General features: G+C 69.5%; 17 protein-coding genes. 12 read left to right on the top strand and 5 right to left on the bottom strand.

Translation table 11 applies throughout. The features are described from left to right. Positions 1-180: 180 nt before the first annotated feature. Entirely contained in the window at positions 181-1,371 is a 1,191-nt protein-coding gene (gene solA, locus MFF64_RS35120) for an N-methyl-L-tryptophan oxidase (RefSeq protein WP_099899691.1), read from the bottom strand. 187 nt (positions 1,372-1,558) lie between these two features. Continuing rightward, a complete protein-coding gene (locus MFF64_RS35125; RefSeq protein ID WP_238193688.1) occupies positions 1,559-2,575 on the bottom strand; it encodes a TRAP transporter substrate-binding protein in 1,017 nt (338 codons plus the stop codon). 177 nt (positions 2,576-2,752) lie between these two features. Here MFF64_RS35125 and MFF64_RS35130 point away from each other — a divergent pair, with 177 nt between their 5' ends. Then, positions 2,753-3,391 (top strand): nuclear transport factor 2 family protein, encoded by a 639-nt coding sequence (locus tag MFF64_RS35130; protein WP_238193689.1) that lies wholly within the window; start codon positions 2,753-2,755, stop codon positions 3,389-3,391. 286 nt (positions 3,392-3,677) lie between these two features. Here MFF64_RS35130 and MFF64_RS35135 read toward each other — a convergent pair whose 3' ends face one another. Further along, positions 3,678-4,052 carry a VOC family protein gene (locus MFF64_RS35135; protein ID WP_238193690.1) on the bottom strand — a complete coding sequence of 125 codons (375 nt, stop codon included), beginning with the start codon at positions 4,050-4,052 and terminating at the stop codon, positions 3,678-3,680. 589 nt (positions 4,053-4,641) lie between these two features. Here MFF64_RS35135 and MFF64_RS35140 point away from each other — a divergent pair. Beyond that, a complete protein-coding gene (locus MFF64_RS35140) occupies positions 4,642-4,839 on the top strand; it encodes a hypothetical protein (RefSeq protein WP_099900357.1) in 198 nt (65 codons plus the stop codon). 193 nt (positions 4,840-5,032) lie between these two features. Beyond that, on the top strand, positions 5,033-6,178 hold the full coding sequence (gene repC, locus MFF64_RS35145; RefSeq protein ID WP_238193691.1) for a plasmid replication protein RepC: 1,146 nt from the start codon (positions 5,033-5,035) through the stop codon (positions 6,176-6,178). Between the two features lie 37 nt (positions 6,179-6,215). On the opposite strand, the gene MFF64_RS35150 is transcribed toward repC, so the two are convergent. Further along, a complete protein-coding gene (locus MFF64_RS35150; protein WP_099900359.1) occupies positions 6,216-7,121 on the bottom strand; it encodes a LysR substrate-binding domain-containing protein in 906 nt (301 codons plus the stop codon). A gap of 183 nt (positions 7,122-7,304) precedes the next feature. Here MFF64_RS35150 and MFF64_RS35155 point away from each other — a divergent pair, with 183 nt between their 5' ends. From MFF64_RS35155 to MFF64_RS35195, 9 genes are all read left to right on the top strand, one after another. Beyond that, positions 7,305-8,342, top strand: a complete 1,038-nt coding sequence (locus MFF64_RS35155) for an ABC transporter substrate-binding protein (RefSeq protein WP_238193697.1) — start codon at positions 7,305-7,307, stop codon at positions 8,340-8,342. A 119-nt stretch (positions 8,343-8,461) separates the two neighbouring features. Beyond that, positions 8,462-9,523 (top strand): ABC transporter ATP-binding protein, encoded by a 1,062-nt coding sequence (locus tag MFF64_RS35160; protein ID WP_099901584.1) that lies wholly within the window; start codon positions 8,462-8,464, stop codon positions 9,521-9,523. Continuing rightward, positions 9,520-10,434 (top strand): ABC transporter permease, encoded by a 915-nt coding sequence (locus MFF64_RS35165; protein WP_238193692.1) that lies wholly within the window; start codon positions 9,520-9,522, stop codon positions 10,432-10,434. The genes MFF64_RS35160 and MFF64_RS35165 overlap by 4 nt, the downstream gene beginning before the upstream one ends. Continuing rightward, positions 10,431-11,231, top strand: coding sequence for an ABC transporter permease (locus MFF64_RS35170; RefSeq protein WP_238193693.1), 801 nt, complete (start codon positions 10,431-10,433; stop codon positions 11,229-11,231). The genes MFF64_RS35165 and MFF64_RS35170 overlap by 4 nt, the downstream gene beginning before the upstream one ends. Before the next feature lie 34 nt (positions 11,232-11,265). Beyond that, positions 11,266-12,405, top strand: a complete 1,140-nt coding sequence (locus MFF64_RS35175) for an NAD(P)/FAD-dependent oxidoreductase (RefSeq protein WP_238193694.1) — start codon at positions 11,266-11,268, stop codon at positions 12,403-12,405. Between the two features lie 232 nt (positions 12,406-12,637). Continuing rightward, positions 12,638-12,934, top strand: coding sequence for a (2Fe-2S)-binding protein (locus MFF64_RS35180; protein ID WP_099902680.1), 297 nt, complete (start codon positions 12,638-12,640; stop codon positions 12,932-12,934). Continuing rightward, positions 12,931-14,364: an FAD/NAD(P)-dependent oxidoreductase gene (locus tag MFF64_RS35185; protein ID WP_238193695.1), complete on the top strand. Its 1,434-nt coding sequence runs from the start codon at positions 12,931-12,933 to the stop codon at positions 14,362-14,364. Before MFF64_RS35180 ends, MFF64_RS35185 begins: the two co-directional genes overlap by 4 nt. Beyond that, positions 14,361-15,473: an NAD(P)/FAD-dependent oxidoreductase gene (locus MFF64_RS35190; RefSeq protein ID WP_099901552.1), complete on the top strand. Its 1,113-nt coding sequence runs from the start codon at positions 14,361-14,363 to the stop codon at positions 15,471-15,473. Before MFF64_RS35185 ends, MFF64_RS35190 begins: the two co-directional genes overlap by 4 nt. 17 nt (positions 15,474-15,490) lie before the next feature. Beyond that, the gene (locus tag MFF64_RS35195; protein ID WP_099901555.1) at positions 15,491-15,838 is read left to right on the top strand and encodes a RidA family protein; all 348 of its coding nucleotides are present in this window, start codon (positions 15,491-15,493) and stop codon (positions 15,836-15,838) included. Between the two features lie 129 nt (positions 15,839-15,967). On the opposite strand, the gene MFF64_RS35200 is transcribed toward MFF64_RS35195, so the two are convergent. After that, the coding region (locus MFF64_RS35200) for a transposase (protein ID WP_238193696.1) at positions 15,968-16,261 on the bottom strand (294 nt) is incomplete at its 5' end.

Genomic DNA, 16,261 nt, shown 5'->3' on the forward strand with positions numbered 1-16,261 from the left:
GCGAGATCGCCACCCGGTGGCGTGGTCTGCATCATCGGAGCGGCGTGGTTGAGGGGTCGGTCGAGCCTGTTCGGCTCGACCTGATATCGTATTGCGGCTTCGATGAAAGCTGTAGTCGTTAGGTCTTTGTGGAGCGAAGGCCGGCGCGTCACTGTTATCCGACCCTCGGCCCTGCCGAAATCAGCCGAGCGCGCCCGCGGTGGATGCGAAGCGGTCGAGTGCGAAGGGCCGGATATCGATCCGGCTGCGCCCCTCGGTCACGAGCTCGGCCGCGACGAGACCGATGCCGGCCGAATGCTTGAAGCCGTGGCCGGAGCAGGCCGACACCACCAGGACCCGGGCGTGACGCGGGTGCCGGTCGATGATGAAGCCCCGGTCGGGGGTGACGGTGTAGAGGCAGGCGGCGGCGCGGGCGACCCGGGGCGTCGCACCGGCGAGGCGCCCGGCGATGTGGCGCCGGTACATCTCGGCCGATTCCTCCGGATGCACCGTGCGGTCGGCCGCGTCGGCGGTGGTGGCGTCGGCGTATTGCTCGGTCGCGACCTTGACGGTCGTCTCTCCGGCCTGAGGCGGGAAGCCGTAGAAATAGTCGGTGTCCGTCGTGCCGTGCATCCAGATATAGACCGGCGCGTCGGGGCCGTATGCACCGGCCTCGTCGAGCTCGTACCAGTGCAGGAGCTGGCGCTTCACGCCGAGCAGGCCGTCGAACGGGGCGCCGAGGAGCGGCGCCGTCCAGGCGCCGGCCGACACCACGACCTCTCCGGCGCGGAACGAGCCGGCCGAAGTCTCGACGCGGACGCTGTCGCCCTCCTCCTCGATCGACAGAACCTCGACCCCGGTGCGGATCGTGGCGCCGAGCTCAGCGGCGCGGGCGAGCTGCGCGGCGATGCAGCGCTCGGGCCGGACATAGCCGCCGCCGGGCTCGTAATAGGCGATCTCGCCCCCGCCGAGGCCGAGGAATTGCCGGAAGCGGTGGGCCACCTCGCGCCCGTCCAGCACCTCGTGGGGGATGCCGAATTCGCGCGCGGCGTCGATCGAGTTCCGCACGAAGTCCGGCTTGCCGTGATGCGAGTTCGTGCCGGTCCCGGGGGCCATCACCAGCGCGCCGCAGGCCTGGAGCAGGCTCTCGCCGGTCTCGGCCTCCAGCTCGCGCCAGATCCGGTGCGAGTCGAGGACGAGCGGCACGTAATCGCGCCCTTCGCCGATCGCCTGCCGGGTGATGCGCGTCTCGCCGTGGCTCGACCCCATCGTGTGTGGGGGTGCGAACCGGTCGAGGCCGATCACCGACGCGCCCCTTTTGGCCAGCTGGTAGAGCGCCGCGCTGCCCATGGCCCCGAGGCCGATCACCAGAAAGTCCGCCCGCTCACCCATGGAAGCCCCGCACATCCAATTCGCCGAAAGGCTGCCCGACGGGAGGCCCGCCTGGCAAGGATGTCGTCGGCAGGGCAGGGGGCTCGCCAGGGCGGGACTTGGCGTCTCTCACGAAACTCCCGACCGCCGTCGCCCGCTGTGGCGGCGTCAGCGCCGCGGGCGTCGCGTGACGCGCGACTTGGCCCCGTCACGCCCCGAGCGGGCCGGTATAGCGCTCCAGCGCCCCCCAGACCTCCGCGCCGAACCGGCCCTTCCACTCGGCGTAGTAGCCCGCGCGGTCCAGGGCGGCCCGGAAGGGCGCGAGGTCCGGCCTGTTGACGGCGAGGCCCTTGGCGCCCAGCCGCGCCTCGGCTTGCGTGTTCATCTGGACGAAGGCCTGGCGCTGGCGCTCGACCGCGGCGTCGAAGTGGCGCGCGATCAGGGCGCGCGCGTCGGCCGGCAGGGCGTCCCAGGTCCGGCCATGAGCGAGAATCCACAGCCCGTCCCAGGAGTGGCCAGTGCGCGAGAGGTATTTCTGAACCTCGTAGACCCGCGTCGCCTCGATCTGCGGCAGCGAGTTCTCCATCCCGTCGGCCACCCGCGTCTGCAGGGCGGCGTAGGTCTCGGCGAGGTTGATGGTGGTGGGCGCGGCGCCGAGCGCCCGGAACAGCGAGGTCAGGAGCGGGCTCGGGGGCACCCGGATCTTGAGGCCCTGCAGGTCGGAGACCGTCTCGATCGGCCGCACGCTGGTGATCACGTCGCGAAAGCCGTTATCGACGAGCCGGAACGCCTTGAGCCTGAACTTGGCGAGGGCGTCCCGGATGCGCTCGCTCAACGGCCCGCTGTCGAGGGCGGCCCACAGCGGCACATAGCCCGAGAAGGCATAGGCCACGCCCGGGATGCCGGCGAGCGGCGCCAGGGTCTGGAGCGAGCTCGCCGAGGTGAGAGTGAAGGCGATCGCGCCGGAGCGCAGCTGCGACTGCATGCTCAGCTCGCTGCCGAGCTGGCTGTCCGGATAGAGCGTGATGTCGACGCGGCCGTCGCTCTCCGTGCGGATCGCGTCGAGCGCCTCGACCAGGGAAGTGGTGGCCGGGTGGGCTTGCGGCATCGGCGAGCCCAGGCTCAGCCGCAGCACGTCGGTCCCGGCCCGCACCCGCCGGAAGGGGAGGGGGCTCAGCAGCAGGCCGGCCCCTGCACCCTGCACGATCGTTCTGCGCGTCGGCATCCTCAGTTCATCCCCTCGACAGTGGCGGTGTCGCCCCGGCCTGACGCGAAGGTATCCGGAGATGGGCCGCTCCGACAGGTGTGCCGGAGGTTAGACGCCCGCTCGGCTCGGCTCGGCTCGGCGATGCGAGGGCTGCATGCGATCTCCGACAGATGCGAGACAATCAACGGATGTCCGATGGCCGACTGCCACGGAGACAGCGCCTTCCCCGGTCGCCGAAGCACGGCCGACCGAACCATACGCTGGTATGAGCCGCTCACACCAACCGACTGCACCGATCATATCCTCGGCTACTCGGTCCGGAGTTCGGACGCCGTCATAGATCGGGAGCCGGTCGTGTTCCGCACGGCGTCAACAGGAGACGTGATCATGCCAACCAACGAAGACATCATTCGCACGCTCTACGCAGTTGCCGAGGCTACATCCAAGGACACTGCGAAATTCATCTCGTTGTTCGCCGACGACGGCTATTTCTATGATGTGCCTGGTGGCAAGAAATATTACGGCGAAGAGATCGGATTGCCCGTCGACGTCATGGTGACGGCGTTTCCCGACATGCACCGCGAACTCTACACGTTCTATGTCAAGGACGACGTGGTCATCGTCGAACTCGCCCTGCAGGGCACGCACGAAGGTGACTTACCCATGGCCGGCGGCGTGCTGGCTCCGACCGGCAAGCGGATGGATGCGCCGTGCTGCGACGTGTTCCACTTGAAGGACGGCAAAGTCACGTCCTTCCACTGCTACAATCTTCCGTCGGTCATCCTTCAGCAGTTGGGCGTTCTCGGGAACCTTCAGGCCGCACTGACGCGCTGACCAACCCGGCTCCCGCGTTCTGCCCCAACGATCCAGAGCCTTGGAGAATCAGACCTGGCTTTTGATGGCACGGGTCAGGCGATTATCGCATCTGCCGGCGTGCGATCTTGCTGGATTGGCGGCATGGCGGCAATCCACCCGTCTGAGAATCTGTCTGATTGCCGCTGACGGTCACGAGGCTCTCGTCGTCATTCCAGGCTCCGCTGCGCGGCTCCGGGATGACGCGGAGAATATCAACTCGGTGGGAGCCAATCAAAACGGATGATCTGCGACGCAGCCGCTCTCGCTATCGCGTCGCCTGAGACCGTGCGGTGAGCTTGTTTCCGTCCGGGTCGCGAAGATAGGCGACGAAGGACCCGTTCGGGCGCTCAGCGGGTGGGCTTTCGATCGCGGTACCACCATGCGCGGTGCCGGCCTTGTGCCACGCGAGAACATGGTCCGGGCTCGCAGCGGCGATACCGATAGTCCCGCCATTGGCCGCGGTCGCCGGATTGCCGTCGATGGGTGTCGTGATCATCAGACGGCCGCCCTCGTGGGTGTAGATCAGCCGGCCCCTGGCATCCATGTCGCCGGGCCCGCCTCCCAACGCGGCGAATGTGGCGTCGTAGAAGGTCCTGGCTCGCTCCAGGTTGTTGCTGCCGATCATGACGTGAGTGAACATGCTTCCTCTCCAGATGGGGACTGCGTGCGATCATCGCCGTCGCCCGGGAAGCCGAGCGGCTGCCACCACATTGCGGGGCGATGATCACCGGGCTGCCGTGTGCGCTTTCTAGGACGTGGGCAGTCCATCGCAAGGCACGCCTTCAGGCACACCGGCAAGCCGCGCCCTTCTTTATTCGGGCCGCGGCGCGCATGTCCGTCGCTGACGCGCGGGCTTCCTGGTGCTTCCACGACCGAACGACTTCCACGACGCAGCATGACGTGAGCGTTCGGCACGTGGGATGCCGGCCGCGCGGGATCCACCATCCGCTCCGCTTGACCCCGCTGAAATCCACCGTCCCCAAGAGCATCCCACCGATTTGAGGCTATTGCCGCCGATTCTCTTGAATTCCGCATGGAACTCTTCACGAATCGGCCGGTGCAGCCACTCAGGGAGGCCAGATCACCCCGGCGCGGCAGCCATCCCGGGCCCGGGCCCGATTCGTCTGTGAATCGAATTTAACATCCACCGCCGAATCTCGACTCCGCATTGCCCGGCGAGCCCGAGTCGTGACACGACTCGTAACGTTACGAGTCGTGGAGCCGAAGCGATGGCCGATACCCCGTCTCAGCGCGTCAAGAAGCTCCGCGAGGCCCGCAAGGCCTCCGGGGAGACGGAGACGAATGTCTGGGTGCCGGCGCAGGTGCAGCAGGCGATCGACGCGGCGGTGCGTGAGGGCAAGTTCCCGAACCGGCGCCTCGCGATCATCCACGCGCTCGAGCAGGTTTTCGTGGAACACAACATGTAGACGCAGCAAAGCAAAAAAGCGCCGAGGTGGGGACCTCGGCGCTTTTTGGGATCTCATAACGGGGGCTGGGGAAGCCGCCGCTGGAAGACCGGATTGACACCCTCCTTCTAGCGGTTCCCGACCTCTTCGTCAATGACGCCCTCTCGGGCGAACGGTCCCGCTTTGCCTCCGTCCAAGGAGGTGTGGAGTGGAGATGGTTCAGACCGGGGGCCGGCCGCTGACGCGCGCCGCCCTCGCCGGACAGAGACGCGCCCTCGAGGACGGGCGCACGGTCACGCGCAAGGAATTGTCGGCCTCCGCCCGCGAAGCCGCGAAGGCGCTCAGCCTTCGTCCGGCCCTGCGGCTGGTCCTGTCCGAGCTCGTCGCCGCCTGGGGCGAGCAGGATTGGTCGCGCCTGATCGTGTGGCCGTCGAACGAGTACCTGGTCTCGCGCACCGGGCTGTCGGAACGCGCCGTGCGCTACGCGCTGCGCGACCTCGTCGGCCTGGAGATCATCACGCCGAAGGATTCCGCGAACGGCAAGCGCTACGCGATCCGTTCCCGCGACGGGACGATCGTCGATGCCTTCGGATTCGACCTCACGCCGCTCTACGCCCGCCGCGGCGACTGGGCCCTGGCGATCCAGGCCCGTGCCGAGGCGCGGGAGCGGCGCCGGCGTGCCTTCGATCTCGTGACGATGCACCGGCGCGCCGTAGCGGAAGCCCTGCAGGCCTTTGCCACCCGCTATCCGGGCACTCCGATCAGCGACCTCTCCGAGGCCCAGGCCAGCCTCGACGCGACGACGCCCGACCGGCGCGGCGCCGGCGATCCCGACCTCGTGCTCGACGCCTGGAACGAGCTGCGCCGGCTGGTGGAGGATCGCTTCTACGCAGCCGGCTGTGACGGCAAGACCTGCCCTCACGTAGAAACAGAGAAAGGATCTCCTATCGAGGCTTGGAGCAAGGACTCGTCGGGGATCGCTGAGACGCCCCGCCTGGTCGAGCGGCCCGGGGCAGCCCCGTCGCCGGCGCTGATCGTCGAGGCCTGCCCGGTGGTGCGCGACCTGGTGAGCGGCGACATCCGCGAGGAGCACGAGATTCTCGATGCGGGACGGGGGCTGAGGGCGTCGATCGGCGCACATCCGAGCGCCTGGGCCGAGGCCTGCGCGGCTGTCGGTCCCTACGAGGCGGCCATCCTGGTGCTGATCGTGGCACAGCTCCACGACGACGACGTCCGATCGAGCCAGAACCGGATCCGCAATCCGGGCGGCTACTTCCGGCGCCTCGTGCGTCTGGCAGGGGAGGGGAGGTACCAGATCGGGACCGAGCTCCTGGCGATGCGCCGACGCCGGCTGACGTGAGGAGCAGCCGGCGGAGGATCGGCGCGAAGCGCGATCGTCAGTCCGAGAAGGGCGGCGCCAGCAGCGATTCCCGCATTGCCGCGACGAGGTCGAGGGCGACCGGCGAAGGGCTGCGCTGGGGCGGAAAAACCGCGGCGAACTCGAACTCGATGCGCGGCGCGAAGGGCCGTACCACCACCCCGCGGCCCTCGAATTCCCGCGCCGTGAACGGATCGGAGATCGAGACCCCGATTCCGGACGAGACCAGCCCGCAGATGATCTCCGACAGGGCGGTCTCGATGCGCAGGATCCGCCGCACGCCGTCGCGGTGGAAGGCCTGGTCGACGAGGTGGCGCCCGGTCGAGCCGGCAGTGAGCGACACGAAGGTCTCGCCCTCGAAATCGCGCGGCCCGAGTTCGGCCTTCTCCGCCAGCCGGTGGCCCTCCGGCAGCACCGCGACCCGGGCCACCGCCGGCAGGCGCTGGCTCGGCACGCCCTCGTGCGCGATCGGCACCTCGGCGAAGCCGACGTCGCACTGGTTGTTCGTCACCCAGTCGACCACGAGCGGCGAGATGACCCCGAACAGCGACAGGTTGAGGTTCGGCCGCCCCTTGAGAAAGTGCCCGGTGAGGCGCGGCAGGTAGCCGTTGGCGAGCGCCGGCAGGGCCGCGACCCGCAGGAATCCGGTGCGCCGGGACCGGATCTCCTCGGCCGCCGCCCCGATGCGCTCGAGCCCGACGAAGGAGCGCTCGACCTCGGTGTAGAGCGCCGTCGCGGCGGCATTCGGCACCAGGCCGGTGCCGCGCTTCTCGAACAGCGGCATGTTGAGCTGGGCCTGGAGGTCGCGCAGGAGCCGGCTCACCGCCGGTTGCGTGACCCCCATCAGGGCGGCGGCCTCGGTGACGCTGCCGGTCAGCATCGTGGCGCGGAAGGCCTCGACCTGCCGCAGGTTGATCCGTGCCAAGCGCGCCTCCCGTCCCGTGCGGTCGTCAGGCTCGAACCATAACATTTCGACATGAAGCGCGCGCCATTTCTCATTGGACGGCGGAGAGCGGGGCCGGCACCTTCTGCCCAACGCGGTGGCATGGTGAAATCTTGCGCAGGAGCCGACCGCCGCGCGGCGACCGCGAGAGGAGACAGGTCCTTGGTGAAGAAGCTCGGCCTCCTGACCGCCCTCGGCCTCACGGCCCTGGCCACCTCCCTCGCCCCCGCCGCGGCGCAGCAGACCACGCTCTACGTCGCCGGCTATGGCGGCTCGTTCGAGAAGACGATCCGCACCGAGGTGATCCCGGCCTTCGAGAAGGCCAACAATGTCAAGGTCGAGTACGTCGCCGGCAACTCCACCGACACGCTCGCCAAGCTCCAGGCGCAGAAGGGCAACCAGCAGATCGACGTCGCCATCGTCGATGACGGCCCGATGTACCAAGCGATTCAGCTCGGATTCTGCGATCGTGTCGAGGGGGTGCCGACGGGCGACCTCTACGACCTCGCCCGCTTCACGGACGACAAGGCAGTGGCGACCGGCCTCGTCGCCACCGGGCTGATGTACAACACCAAGGTCTTTGCGGAGAAGGGCTGGGCGCCGCCGACCTCCTGGAACGACCTCAAGGACCCGAAATACCGGAAGACACTCGTCATCCCGCCGATCAACAACACCTACGGGCTCAACGTCCTGGTGATGCTGGCGAAGATGAACGGCGGCAGCGAGAAGAACGTCGATTCGGCGTTCAAGATCGTCAAGTCCGAGATCAACCCGAACGTGCTCGCCTACGAGCCATCGCCCGGCAAGATGACCGAGCTGTTCCAGTCCGGCCAGGCGGTGATCGCGGTCTGGGGCACCGGCCGGGTGCAGGGGCTGGCCAATACCGGCTTCCCGGTCGATTTCGTCTACCCGAAGGAGGGCGCGGTCGCACTCCTCACCGCCGCCTGCCCGGTCGCCAAGCCGAAGGGCTCTGCCCTCGCCAATGCCTTCATCAAGGCGCTGCTCGACCCCAAGGTGCAGCTCACGATGCTGAAGGAATACGGCTACGGCCCGGTGCTGAAATCGGTCGAGGTGCCGCCGGAGATCGTCAAGATGGCCCCCGTCGGCGCTCGCGCCGCCGCCCTCTACACCCCGGACTGGGCGGTGGTGAACGAGAAGCGCGAGGAGTGGACGAAGCGCTGGAATCGTGAGGTCGAGCGGTAGGTCTGCCAGGGCTCTGAAAGACTCAAGTCTAGCCCGCGTGACGCCCGGGATCCCCTCTCCCATGTGGGAGAAGGGAGACCTGCGCCTCTTCTTTCCCCGGACAGCCCCGGATCCCGCCCATGACCACGAACTCCCGCTCCGCCGCGCCGCTGCTCGAGCTCGAGCACGTCGCCAAGGCCTTCGGCAGCCACGTCGCGGTCGAGGATTTCAACCTCGCGGTCGCGCCCGGCGAGTTCATCTCGTTCCTCGGCCCCTCGGGCTGCGGCAAGACCACGACGCTGCAGATGATCGCCGGCTTCCTGGCGCCCTCCCGCGGGACGATCCGCCTCGAGGGCTGCGACCTGACGCAGGTCCATCCGTCGAAGCGCGGCCTCGGCATCGTCTTCCAGAGCTACGCCCTGTTCCCGCACATGACGGCGGCCGAGAACGTCGCCTTCGGGCTCGAGATGCAGCGCGTGTCGAAGGCCGAGCGCGCCGAGCGCGTCCGCGCGGCGCTGGCGATGGTGGGGCTGTCCGGCTACGAGGACCGGCATCCGCGCCGGATGTCCGGCGGCCAGCAGCAGCGCGTGGCGCTCGCCCGCGCCCTCGTGATCCGCCCGAGCGTGCTGCTCCTCGACGAGCCGCTCTCGAATCTCGACGCCAAGCTGCGCGAGGAGATGCAGATCGAGCTGCGCCAGATCCAGCGAGAGCTCGGCACCACCACGATCCTCGTCACCCACGACCAGACCGAGGCGCTGTCCCTGTCGGACCGGATCGTGGTGATGAGCAAGGGCCGGATCGAGCAGATCGGCACGCCGCAGGACACCTACGAGCGCCCGAGCTCCGCCTTCGTCGCCCAGTTCCTCGGCAAGACCAACGACTTCACCGCCCGCATCGAGGGCGCCGGTCCCGCCCGGATCGTCGCCGGCGGCTGGAGCGCGCCGGCGCCCGTGGGGTTGAGCGGCCCGGTGACGATCAGCGTGCGCCCCGAGCGGATCGGATTCGCCGAGACCGGCCTGCCGGGCAGGGTCGCCGCCCGCATCTTCCAGGGCAACCACTGGCTGTTCCAGTGCGAGACCGAGTGCGGCCCGGCGATCGTGGTGCGCCCGAATGACGGCCTGGCCCAGCCCGGCGAGGGCGAGGCGGTGCGCCTCGCCTGGCGCCCCGAGGACATGAGCCTGCGCGCCGGAGCCGCCGCATGAGCGCCGCCGCGACCACGGCCCTTCCGGCCGCCACCCCGACGGTGACCCCGGAGCCCCGCGCGAGCCGCGCGCCGCTCTGGCTGATCCTGCCTGCCGTGATGCTCTTCGTCGGCATCGTGCTGGTGCCGCTGGCGATGACGGTGCTGCTCTCGTTCCACGACTGGGGCCAGTACAAGGGCATCGAGCCGGTCCTGATCCTGAAGAACTGGCAGGAGATCGCGACCGACCCGTACTACGCCGAGATGTTCGGGCGGACGCTCCGCATCGCCCTCATCACGACATTGGTCACGGCGCTGCTCGGCGCGCCGGAAGCCTACATCCTCAACCGGATGAGCGGGCGCTGGCGCGGTCTCTTCCTGCTCCTGATCCTGGGGCCGCTCCTCATCTCGGTGGTGGCGCGTACGCTCGGCTGGGCGCTGCTGTTCGGCGGCTCGAACGGGCTCGCCAACAAGCTGCTGATGTCGCTCGGGGTCATCTCTTCGCCGCTGCCGTTCCTGTTCACCGAGACGGGCGTGGTCATCGCCCTCGTCCACGTGATGATGCCGTTCATGGTGCTGTCGGTCTGGGCCGCGCTCCAGCGCCTCGACCCGCAGGTGGAGCACGCCGCGATGTCGCTCGGGGCCGGTCCCGTCACCATCATCCGCCGCATCGTCCTGCCGCAGATCATGCCGGGCGTGCTCTCGGGCGCGATCATCGTGTTCTCGCTCTCGGCGAGCGCCTTCGCGACCCCGGCGATCATCGGCGGGCGCCGGCTCAAGGTCGCGGCGACGCTCGCCTACGACGAGTTCCTCAACACGCTGAACTGGCCGCTCGGCGCCGCGGTGGCGGTGCTGCTGCTCGCAGGCCTCGTCCTGATCGTCGTCGGCGCCAACGCGCTCGTCGAGCGGCGCTACGCGGAGGTGTTTCGATGAGCCGCAACGGCCCCCTCGCGCTCGCCTTCCACGGCCTGTTCGTCACCTTCATGCTGGCGCCGATCGTCGTCGTGTGCCTCGTCGCCTTCACGCCGGAGGGCTTCCTCTCGCTGCCGACGAACGGCTTTTCCTTGCGCTGGTTCAGGGCGATCGCGGATTACCCCGAATTCGTCCACGCCTTCTGGGTCAGCCTCGGGCTCGGCGCGCTGTCGTCGCTCATCGCCCTGCTCTTCGCGGTGCCGGCGGCCCTCGCGCTCACCCGCTACGCCGTGCCGGGACGGGGCGCGCTCCAGGCGCTGTTCCTGTCGCCCCTGATGATCCCGCACGTGGTGCTCGGCGTCGCCTTCCTGCGCTTCTTCACGGCGCTCGGCCTCGGCGGCACCTTCCTGGCGCTGCTGGCCGCCCACATCGTCGTGGTGTTCCCGTTCGCGTTCCGGCTGACGCTCGCGGCGGCCGCCGGCCTCGACCCGTCGGTGGAGCGGGCGGCGGTGTCGCTCGGGGCCGGCGGGTTCACGCTGTTTCGCCGGGTGACCCTGCCGCTGATCCTGCCGGGGGTGGTGAGCGGCTGGGCGCTCGCCTTCATCCAATCCTTCGACGACCTGACCATGACGGTTTTCCTCGCCGCGCCCGGCACCGAGACGCTGCCGGTGCGCATGTTCCTCTACATCCAGGACAACATCGACCCGCTGGTGACCTCGGTCTCGGCCTGCGTGATCGCCGTCACCATGGTGTTTCTCGCCGTCCTCGACCGCCTCTACGGCCTCGACCGCGTGCTCGCCGGCAAGGGCAGTCACTGACGTCACAGCCCGTCATCGGCGTACAGGAGTTCACATGTCCAAGGACTACGACGTCGCCGTCGTCGGCGGCGGCCTGCTCGGCTCGGCCATCGCCTGGGGTCTCGGGCGGCTCGGGCAAAGGGTGGCCGTCCTCGACGAGGGCGACATCACCAAGCGTGCCTCGCGGGCGAACTTCGCCCTCGTCTGGGTGCAGAGCAAGGGCCTCGGCATGCCGGCCTATACCGGCTGGACCGTGCGCGCGGCGAAGAGCTGGGCGCAGCTCGCCGCCGCCCTTCGCGAGCAGACCGGGCTCGACGTGGCGTTGCAGCAGAATGGCGGCTTCCACATCACCCTCGGCGAGGACGAGTACGGCCGTCGCGCCGACCTCGTCGCCCGGATGCACAACCAGATCGGCGCCGCCGACTACGAGATGAGGATGGTCTCCCGGGCGGAGGTCGAGCGGGCGCTGCCGGGAATCGGCCCGGAGGTCTCCGGCGGCAGCTACTGCCCGCTCGACGGCCACGTGAACTCGCTGCGCACCTACCGGGCCTTCCATGCCGGGCTGAAAGGCTTCGGCGTCGATTACCTGCCCGAGCGGCCGGTCTCCGGGATCACCCGCGAGGGGGCCGAGTTCCGGCTGACGACCCCGATGGGCGAGGTCCGCGCCGCCAAGGTGGTGCTCGCCGCCGGCAACGCCAACCAGGCGCTCGCCCCGATGGTCGGCCTCTCGGCGCCGATGGGCCCGACCCGCGGCCAAATCGTCGTCACCGAGCGCACGCAGCCCTTCCTGCCCCACCCGCTCTCGACCCTGCGCCAGACCGACGAGGGCACGGTGATGATCGGCGACAGCAAGGAGGACGTGCTCGACGACCGCGCGATGCGGCAGGGCATCAACGCCGTCATGGCCGACCGGGCCCAGCGCACCTTCCCGCATCTGGCCCGTCTCAACGTGGTGCGCAGCTGGTCCGGCATCCGGGTGATGCCGCGGGACGGCTTCCCGATCTACGACCAGTCCGAGACCCATCCGGGCGCCTTCGTGGCCTGCTGCCACTCGGGCGTGACGCTCGCCTCCAACCACGCCTTCGAGATCGCCCGGATGGTGGCGGGGGGCGCGTTGGAGCCGGAGATGGTGGGGGCCTTCACGGCGAAGCGATTCGAAGCGGCCGAGGCGAAGACCGGCAGCGGATATTACTGAGAGATCGTTCGAGACTTTCGACAGTTCATCCCACCCGCGACCTCATCCTCAGGTGCGAGTGAAACGAGCCTCGAAGGAGGTCTCCAGAGATCACAGGGGTTGCTGGAGGCCTCCTTCGAGGCTGCTGCAAGCAGCAGCACCTCAGGATGGGGTCGCGGGTGGGATCGACTGGTTGAAGTCCTCGAACAAGCTCTGAAACTCGAAAAAAGGGCCGGAAGGCCCGGAGACGCCCATGTTCAAGCGATCCGACCACGACACCAGACCCATCGTCCGCATCCTCGTCGAGGGCGCTCCGGTCGAGGCGCGGGCGGGCGACAGCGTGTCGGCCGCGCTGCTGGCCTCCGGCCGCGACGTGCGCCGGCTCACCGCCGTCAGCGGGGCGCCGCGGCTGCCCTACTGCATGATGGGGGTGTGCTTCGACTGCCTCGTCACCATCGACGGGGTCGGCAACCGCCAGGGCTGCCTCGTGCCGGTGGCCGAGGGCATGCGCATCGAGATCCAGAAGGGCAAGCGGGAGATCGGCCGATGAGCAGCGCACCGACGATCAAGGGACCCCTGCGCGACGCCTACGACGTCGTGGTGATCGGCGCCGGCCCGGCGGGCCTCGCCGCCGCCGCCACCGCCGCCGGGGCCGGCCTCACGGTGCTGCTCCTCGACGAGAATGCCGGCCCCGGCGGCCAGGTCTGGCGCGCCATCACCTCGACCCCGCTCGCCGACCGCAGGCAGCTCGGGTCCGATTTCTGGAGCGGCGAGGACCTGGTCCGGGCCCTGCGCGAGAGCAGCGCCGAGGTGATCCACCGCGCCACGGTCTGGAGCCTCGACAAGGGGCTCGAGATCGGCGTCTCGGTCGGCGGCGGCTCGGCCTTCGTCACGGCGCGGCGGGTGATCCTGGCGACCGGGGCGCTGGAGCGGCCGTTCCCGATTCCGGGCTGGACGCTCCCCGGCGTGATGACCGCCGGCGCGGCGCAGACGATGCTCAAATCCTCGGGCCTGGTGCCGGACGAGCCGACGGTGATCGCCGGGCAGGGGCCGCTCCTGTGGCTCCTCTCGGCGCAGATCCTGCGCCTCGGCGGCCGGATCGACCGGATCCTCGACACCACCGAGCGCCAAAACATCGTGAGCGCTCTGCCGCACGCGCTCGCCTTCGCGACCTCGCCGTATTTCCGCAAGGGCCTCGCCCTGATGCGCGAGGTGCGCGCCAAGGTGAAGGTCGTCTCCGGCGTCACCGGTCTCAAGGCGCGAGGGGAGGGGAGGCTGTCCGCCGTCACCTACAAGGTCGGCGCGCGGGAGGAGACCCTGCCGGCTTCGCTGCTGCTGCTGCACCACGGCGTGGTGCCGAACGTCAACCTCGCCATGGCGGCGGGCGTCGAGCATGCCTGGGACGACGTGCAGCTCGCCTGGCTGCCGGTGCTGGGCAAGGATGGCGCGACCTCGGTCGAGGGCATCGCGGTGGCGGGCGACGGCGCCGGGATCGGCGGCGCGGAGGCCGCGGCGCTCCGCGGCCGCCTCGCGGCGCTGGCCGCGGTCGAGGCCCTGGACCCGGCGGCGCTCGCGAAGCTCGAATCGGCGGCGAGCGTGCGGGCCGAGCTCGCCCGGGCCGAGCGCGGCCGGCCGTTCCTCGACCTGCTGTTCCGGCCTTCGAAACAGTTCCGCATCCCCGCCGACGACACCATCGTCTGTCGCTGCGAGGAGATCACCGCCCGCGACATCCGCGAGGCGGTCGCCATCGGGGCGACGGGGCCGAACCAGCTCAAGGCCTATCGCCGCACCGGCATGGGCCCGTGCCAGGGCCGGCTCTGCGGTCTCACCGTCACCGAGCTGATGGCCGAGGCACGGGGGAAGACGCCGCAGGAGATCGGCTATTACCGCCTGCGCGCACCGGTGAAGCCGATCGCGCTCTCCGAGCTCGCCGCCCTGCCGAAATCGAAGGCCGAGACCGAAGCGGTGGTGCGCGGATGAGCGTGCTCACCGATGCCATCGTGGTCGGGGGCGGGATTCACGGCTGCTCGACCGCGCTCCATCTCTGCCGGGCCGGGCTCAAGCCCGTCCTGATCGAGAAGGACTATGCCGGTCGCCACGCCTCGGGCGTCAATGCCGGCGGCGTGCGCCAACTCGCCCGCCACGTCGCCGAGATTCCGCTCTCGATCCGCTCGATGGACATCTGGGAGCGGATCGGCGACCTCGTCGACGACGATTGCGGCTTCGAGAGCCACGGCCAGGTGCTGGTGGCCGAGGATGACGGGGAATTGTCGGCCTGCCGCGAGCGGGTCGAGGATCTCCGGGGCCGCGGCTTCACCCACGAGGAGCTGATCGACGGAGCCGAGCTGCGCCGCCTGGTGCCGGCCGTGGCCGAGACCTGCCCCGGCGGCATCGTCTCGCGCCGCGACGGCGCGGCGCAGCCGGCCCGCACGGTGGCGGCGTTCCGGCGCAAGGCGGAAAGCCTCGGGGCCATCGTGCGCGAGGGCGAGCCGGCGCAGAACGTGCGGCGGGAGGACGGGCTGTGGCGGGTCGATGTCGGATCCGACACGTATGCCGCGCCGGTGCTCGTCAACGCCGCCGGGGCCTGGGCCGGGCGCATCGCCGCCACCCTCGGCGAGCCGGTGCCGGTCGAGACCGTGGCGCCGATGCTGATGATCACCTCGCGGGTGCCGCACTTCATCGATCCCGTGGTGATCCTGCGCGGCCGCAAGCTGTCGTTCAAGCAGTTCGGCAACGGCACCGTGCTGATCGGCGGCGGCCACCTCGCGGTGCCGGACCAGGACAGGGGCACGACGGTGCTGAACTGGCGGCGCCTCGCCGAGAGCGCCCGCACGGTGTTCGAGCTGTTCCCCGTCATGCGCGAGGCGACGATCCTGCGCGCCTGGGCGGGCATCGAGGCGAAGATGAAGGACGACCTGCCGGTTCTCGGGCCCAGCGCCCGGCATCCGGGCCTCTATCACCAGTTCGGCTTCTCGCTGCACGGCTTCCAGCTCGGGCCGGCGGCGGGCGCCGTCATGGCCGAGCTCATCGTCGAGGGCGGCACCCAGACCCGGATCGGCGCGCTCGCCATCGAGCGCTTCCGGTCCTGACCTTCAAGGAGAGTCCGATGACCATCACCCGTTCGATCCGCACCCCGATCATGCACCGCACTGTCGAGGTCAACGGCCTCGTCTTCGTCGGCGGCACCATCGCGGACGACACCTCGGTGCCGATGGGCGCCCAGACCGAGAACATCCTGGGCAAGATCGCCGCCTACCTGAAGGAGGCCGGCACCGACGCCTCGCGCATCGTCTCCGCCACGATCTTCGTGACCGACCTGTCGCACAAGAAGGAGATGGACGCCGCCTGGACGCGCTTCTTCGGCGACGACCTGCCGGCCCGCGCGACCGTCGGCGTGGCCGATCTCGGCGGCGGCGCGCTCATCGAGGTCGTGGTGACGGCGGCCAAGGACTGATTCCGCGGCACCTCCGACAGGGCCTGCGCCGACGGCGCCAAGCGCGCACGCGCCGGACGCCGCGCCATCGCCACGGCGATGGCGCGGCGCTGGCATGATCACAGAGACCGGGATATCATACCACCGCGCTTAAGCATTGACGCGTGCGATGTATTTGAAGTTGGCGATGGAGCGGACGCGCTCTGGCTCATCGGTGAGCGCGTTCCAGGCGGTGCAACAGGCGTCGAGGATCGCCTCGTAGTCGGGGAACACGCGTGCCGAGAGGAAGCGCTCGCGCAGGTACAGCCAGATCCGTTCGACCGGATTGAGCTCGGGGCTGTAGGCGGGCAGCCGCACCAGCGTCACGGTATCGGGCACGCGCAGATCCGTGGCGATGTGCCAGCCTGCCCCGTCCAGCACCACGACGGCATGCGTGTCCGGCTC

The sequence above is a fragment of the Methylobacterium frigidaeris genome (assembly GCF_022179185.1).
GTDB lineage: Bacteria > Pseudomonadota > Alphaproteobacteria > Rhizobiales > Beijerinckiaceae > Methylobacterium > Methylobacterium frigidaeris.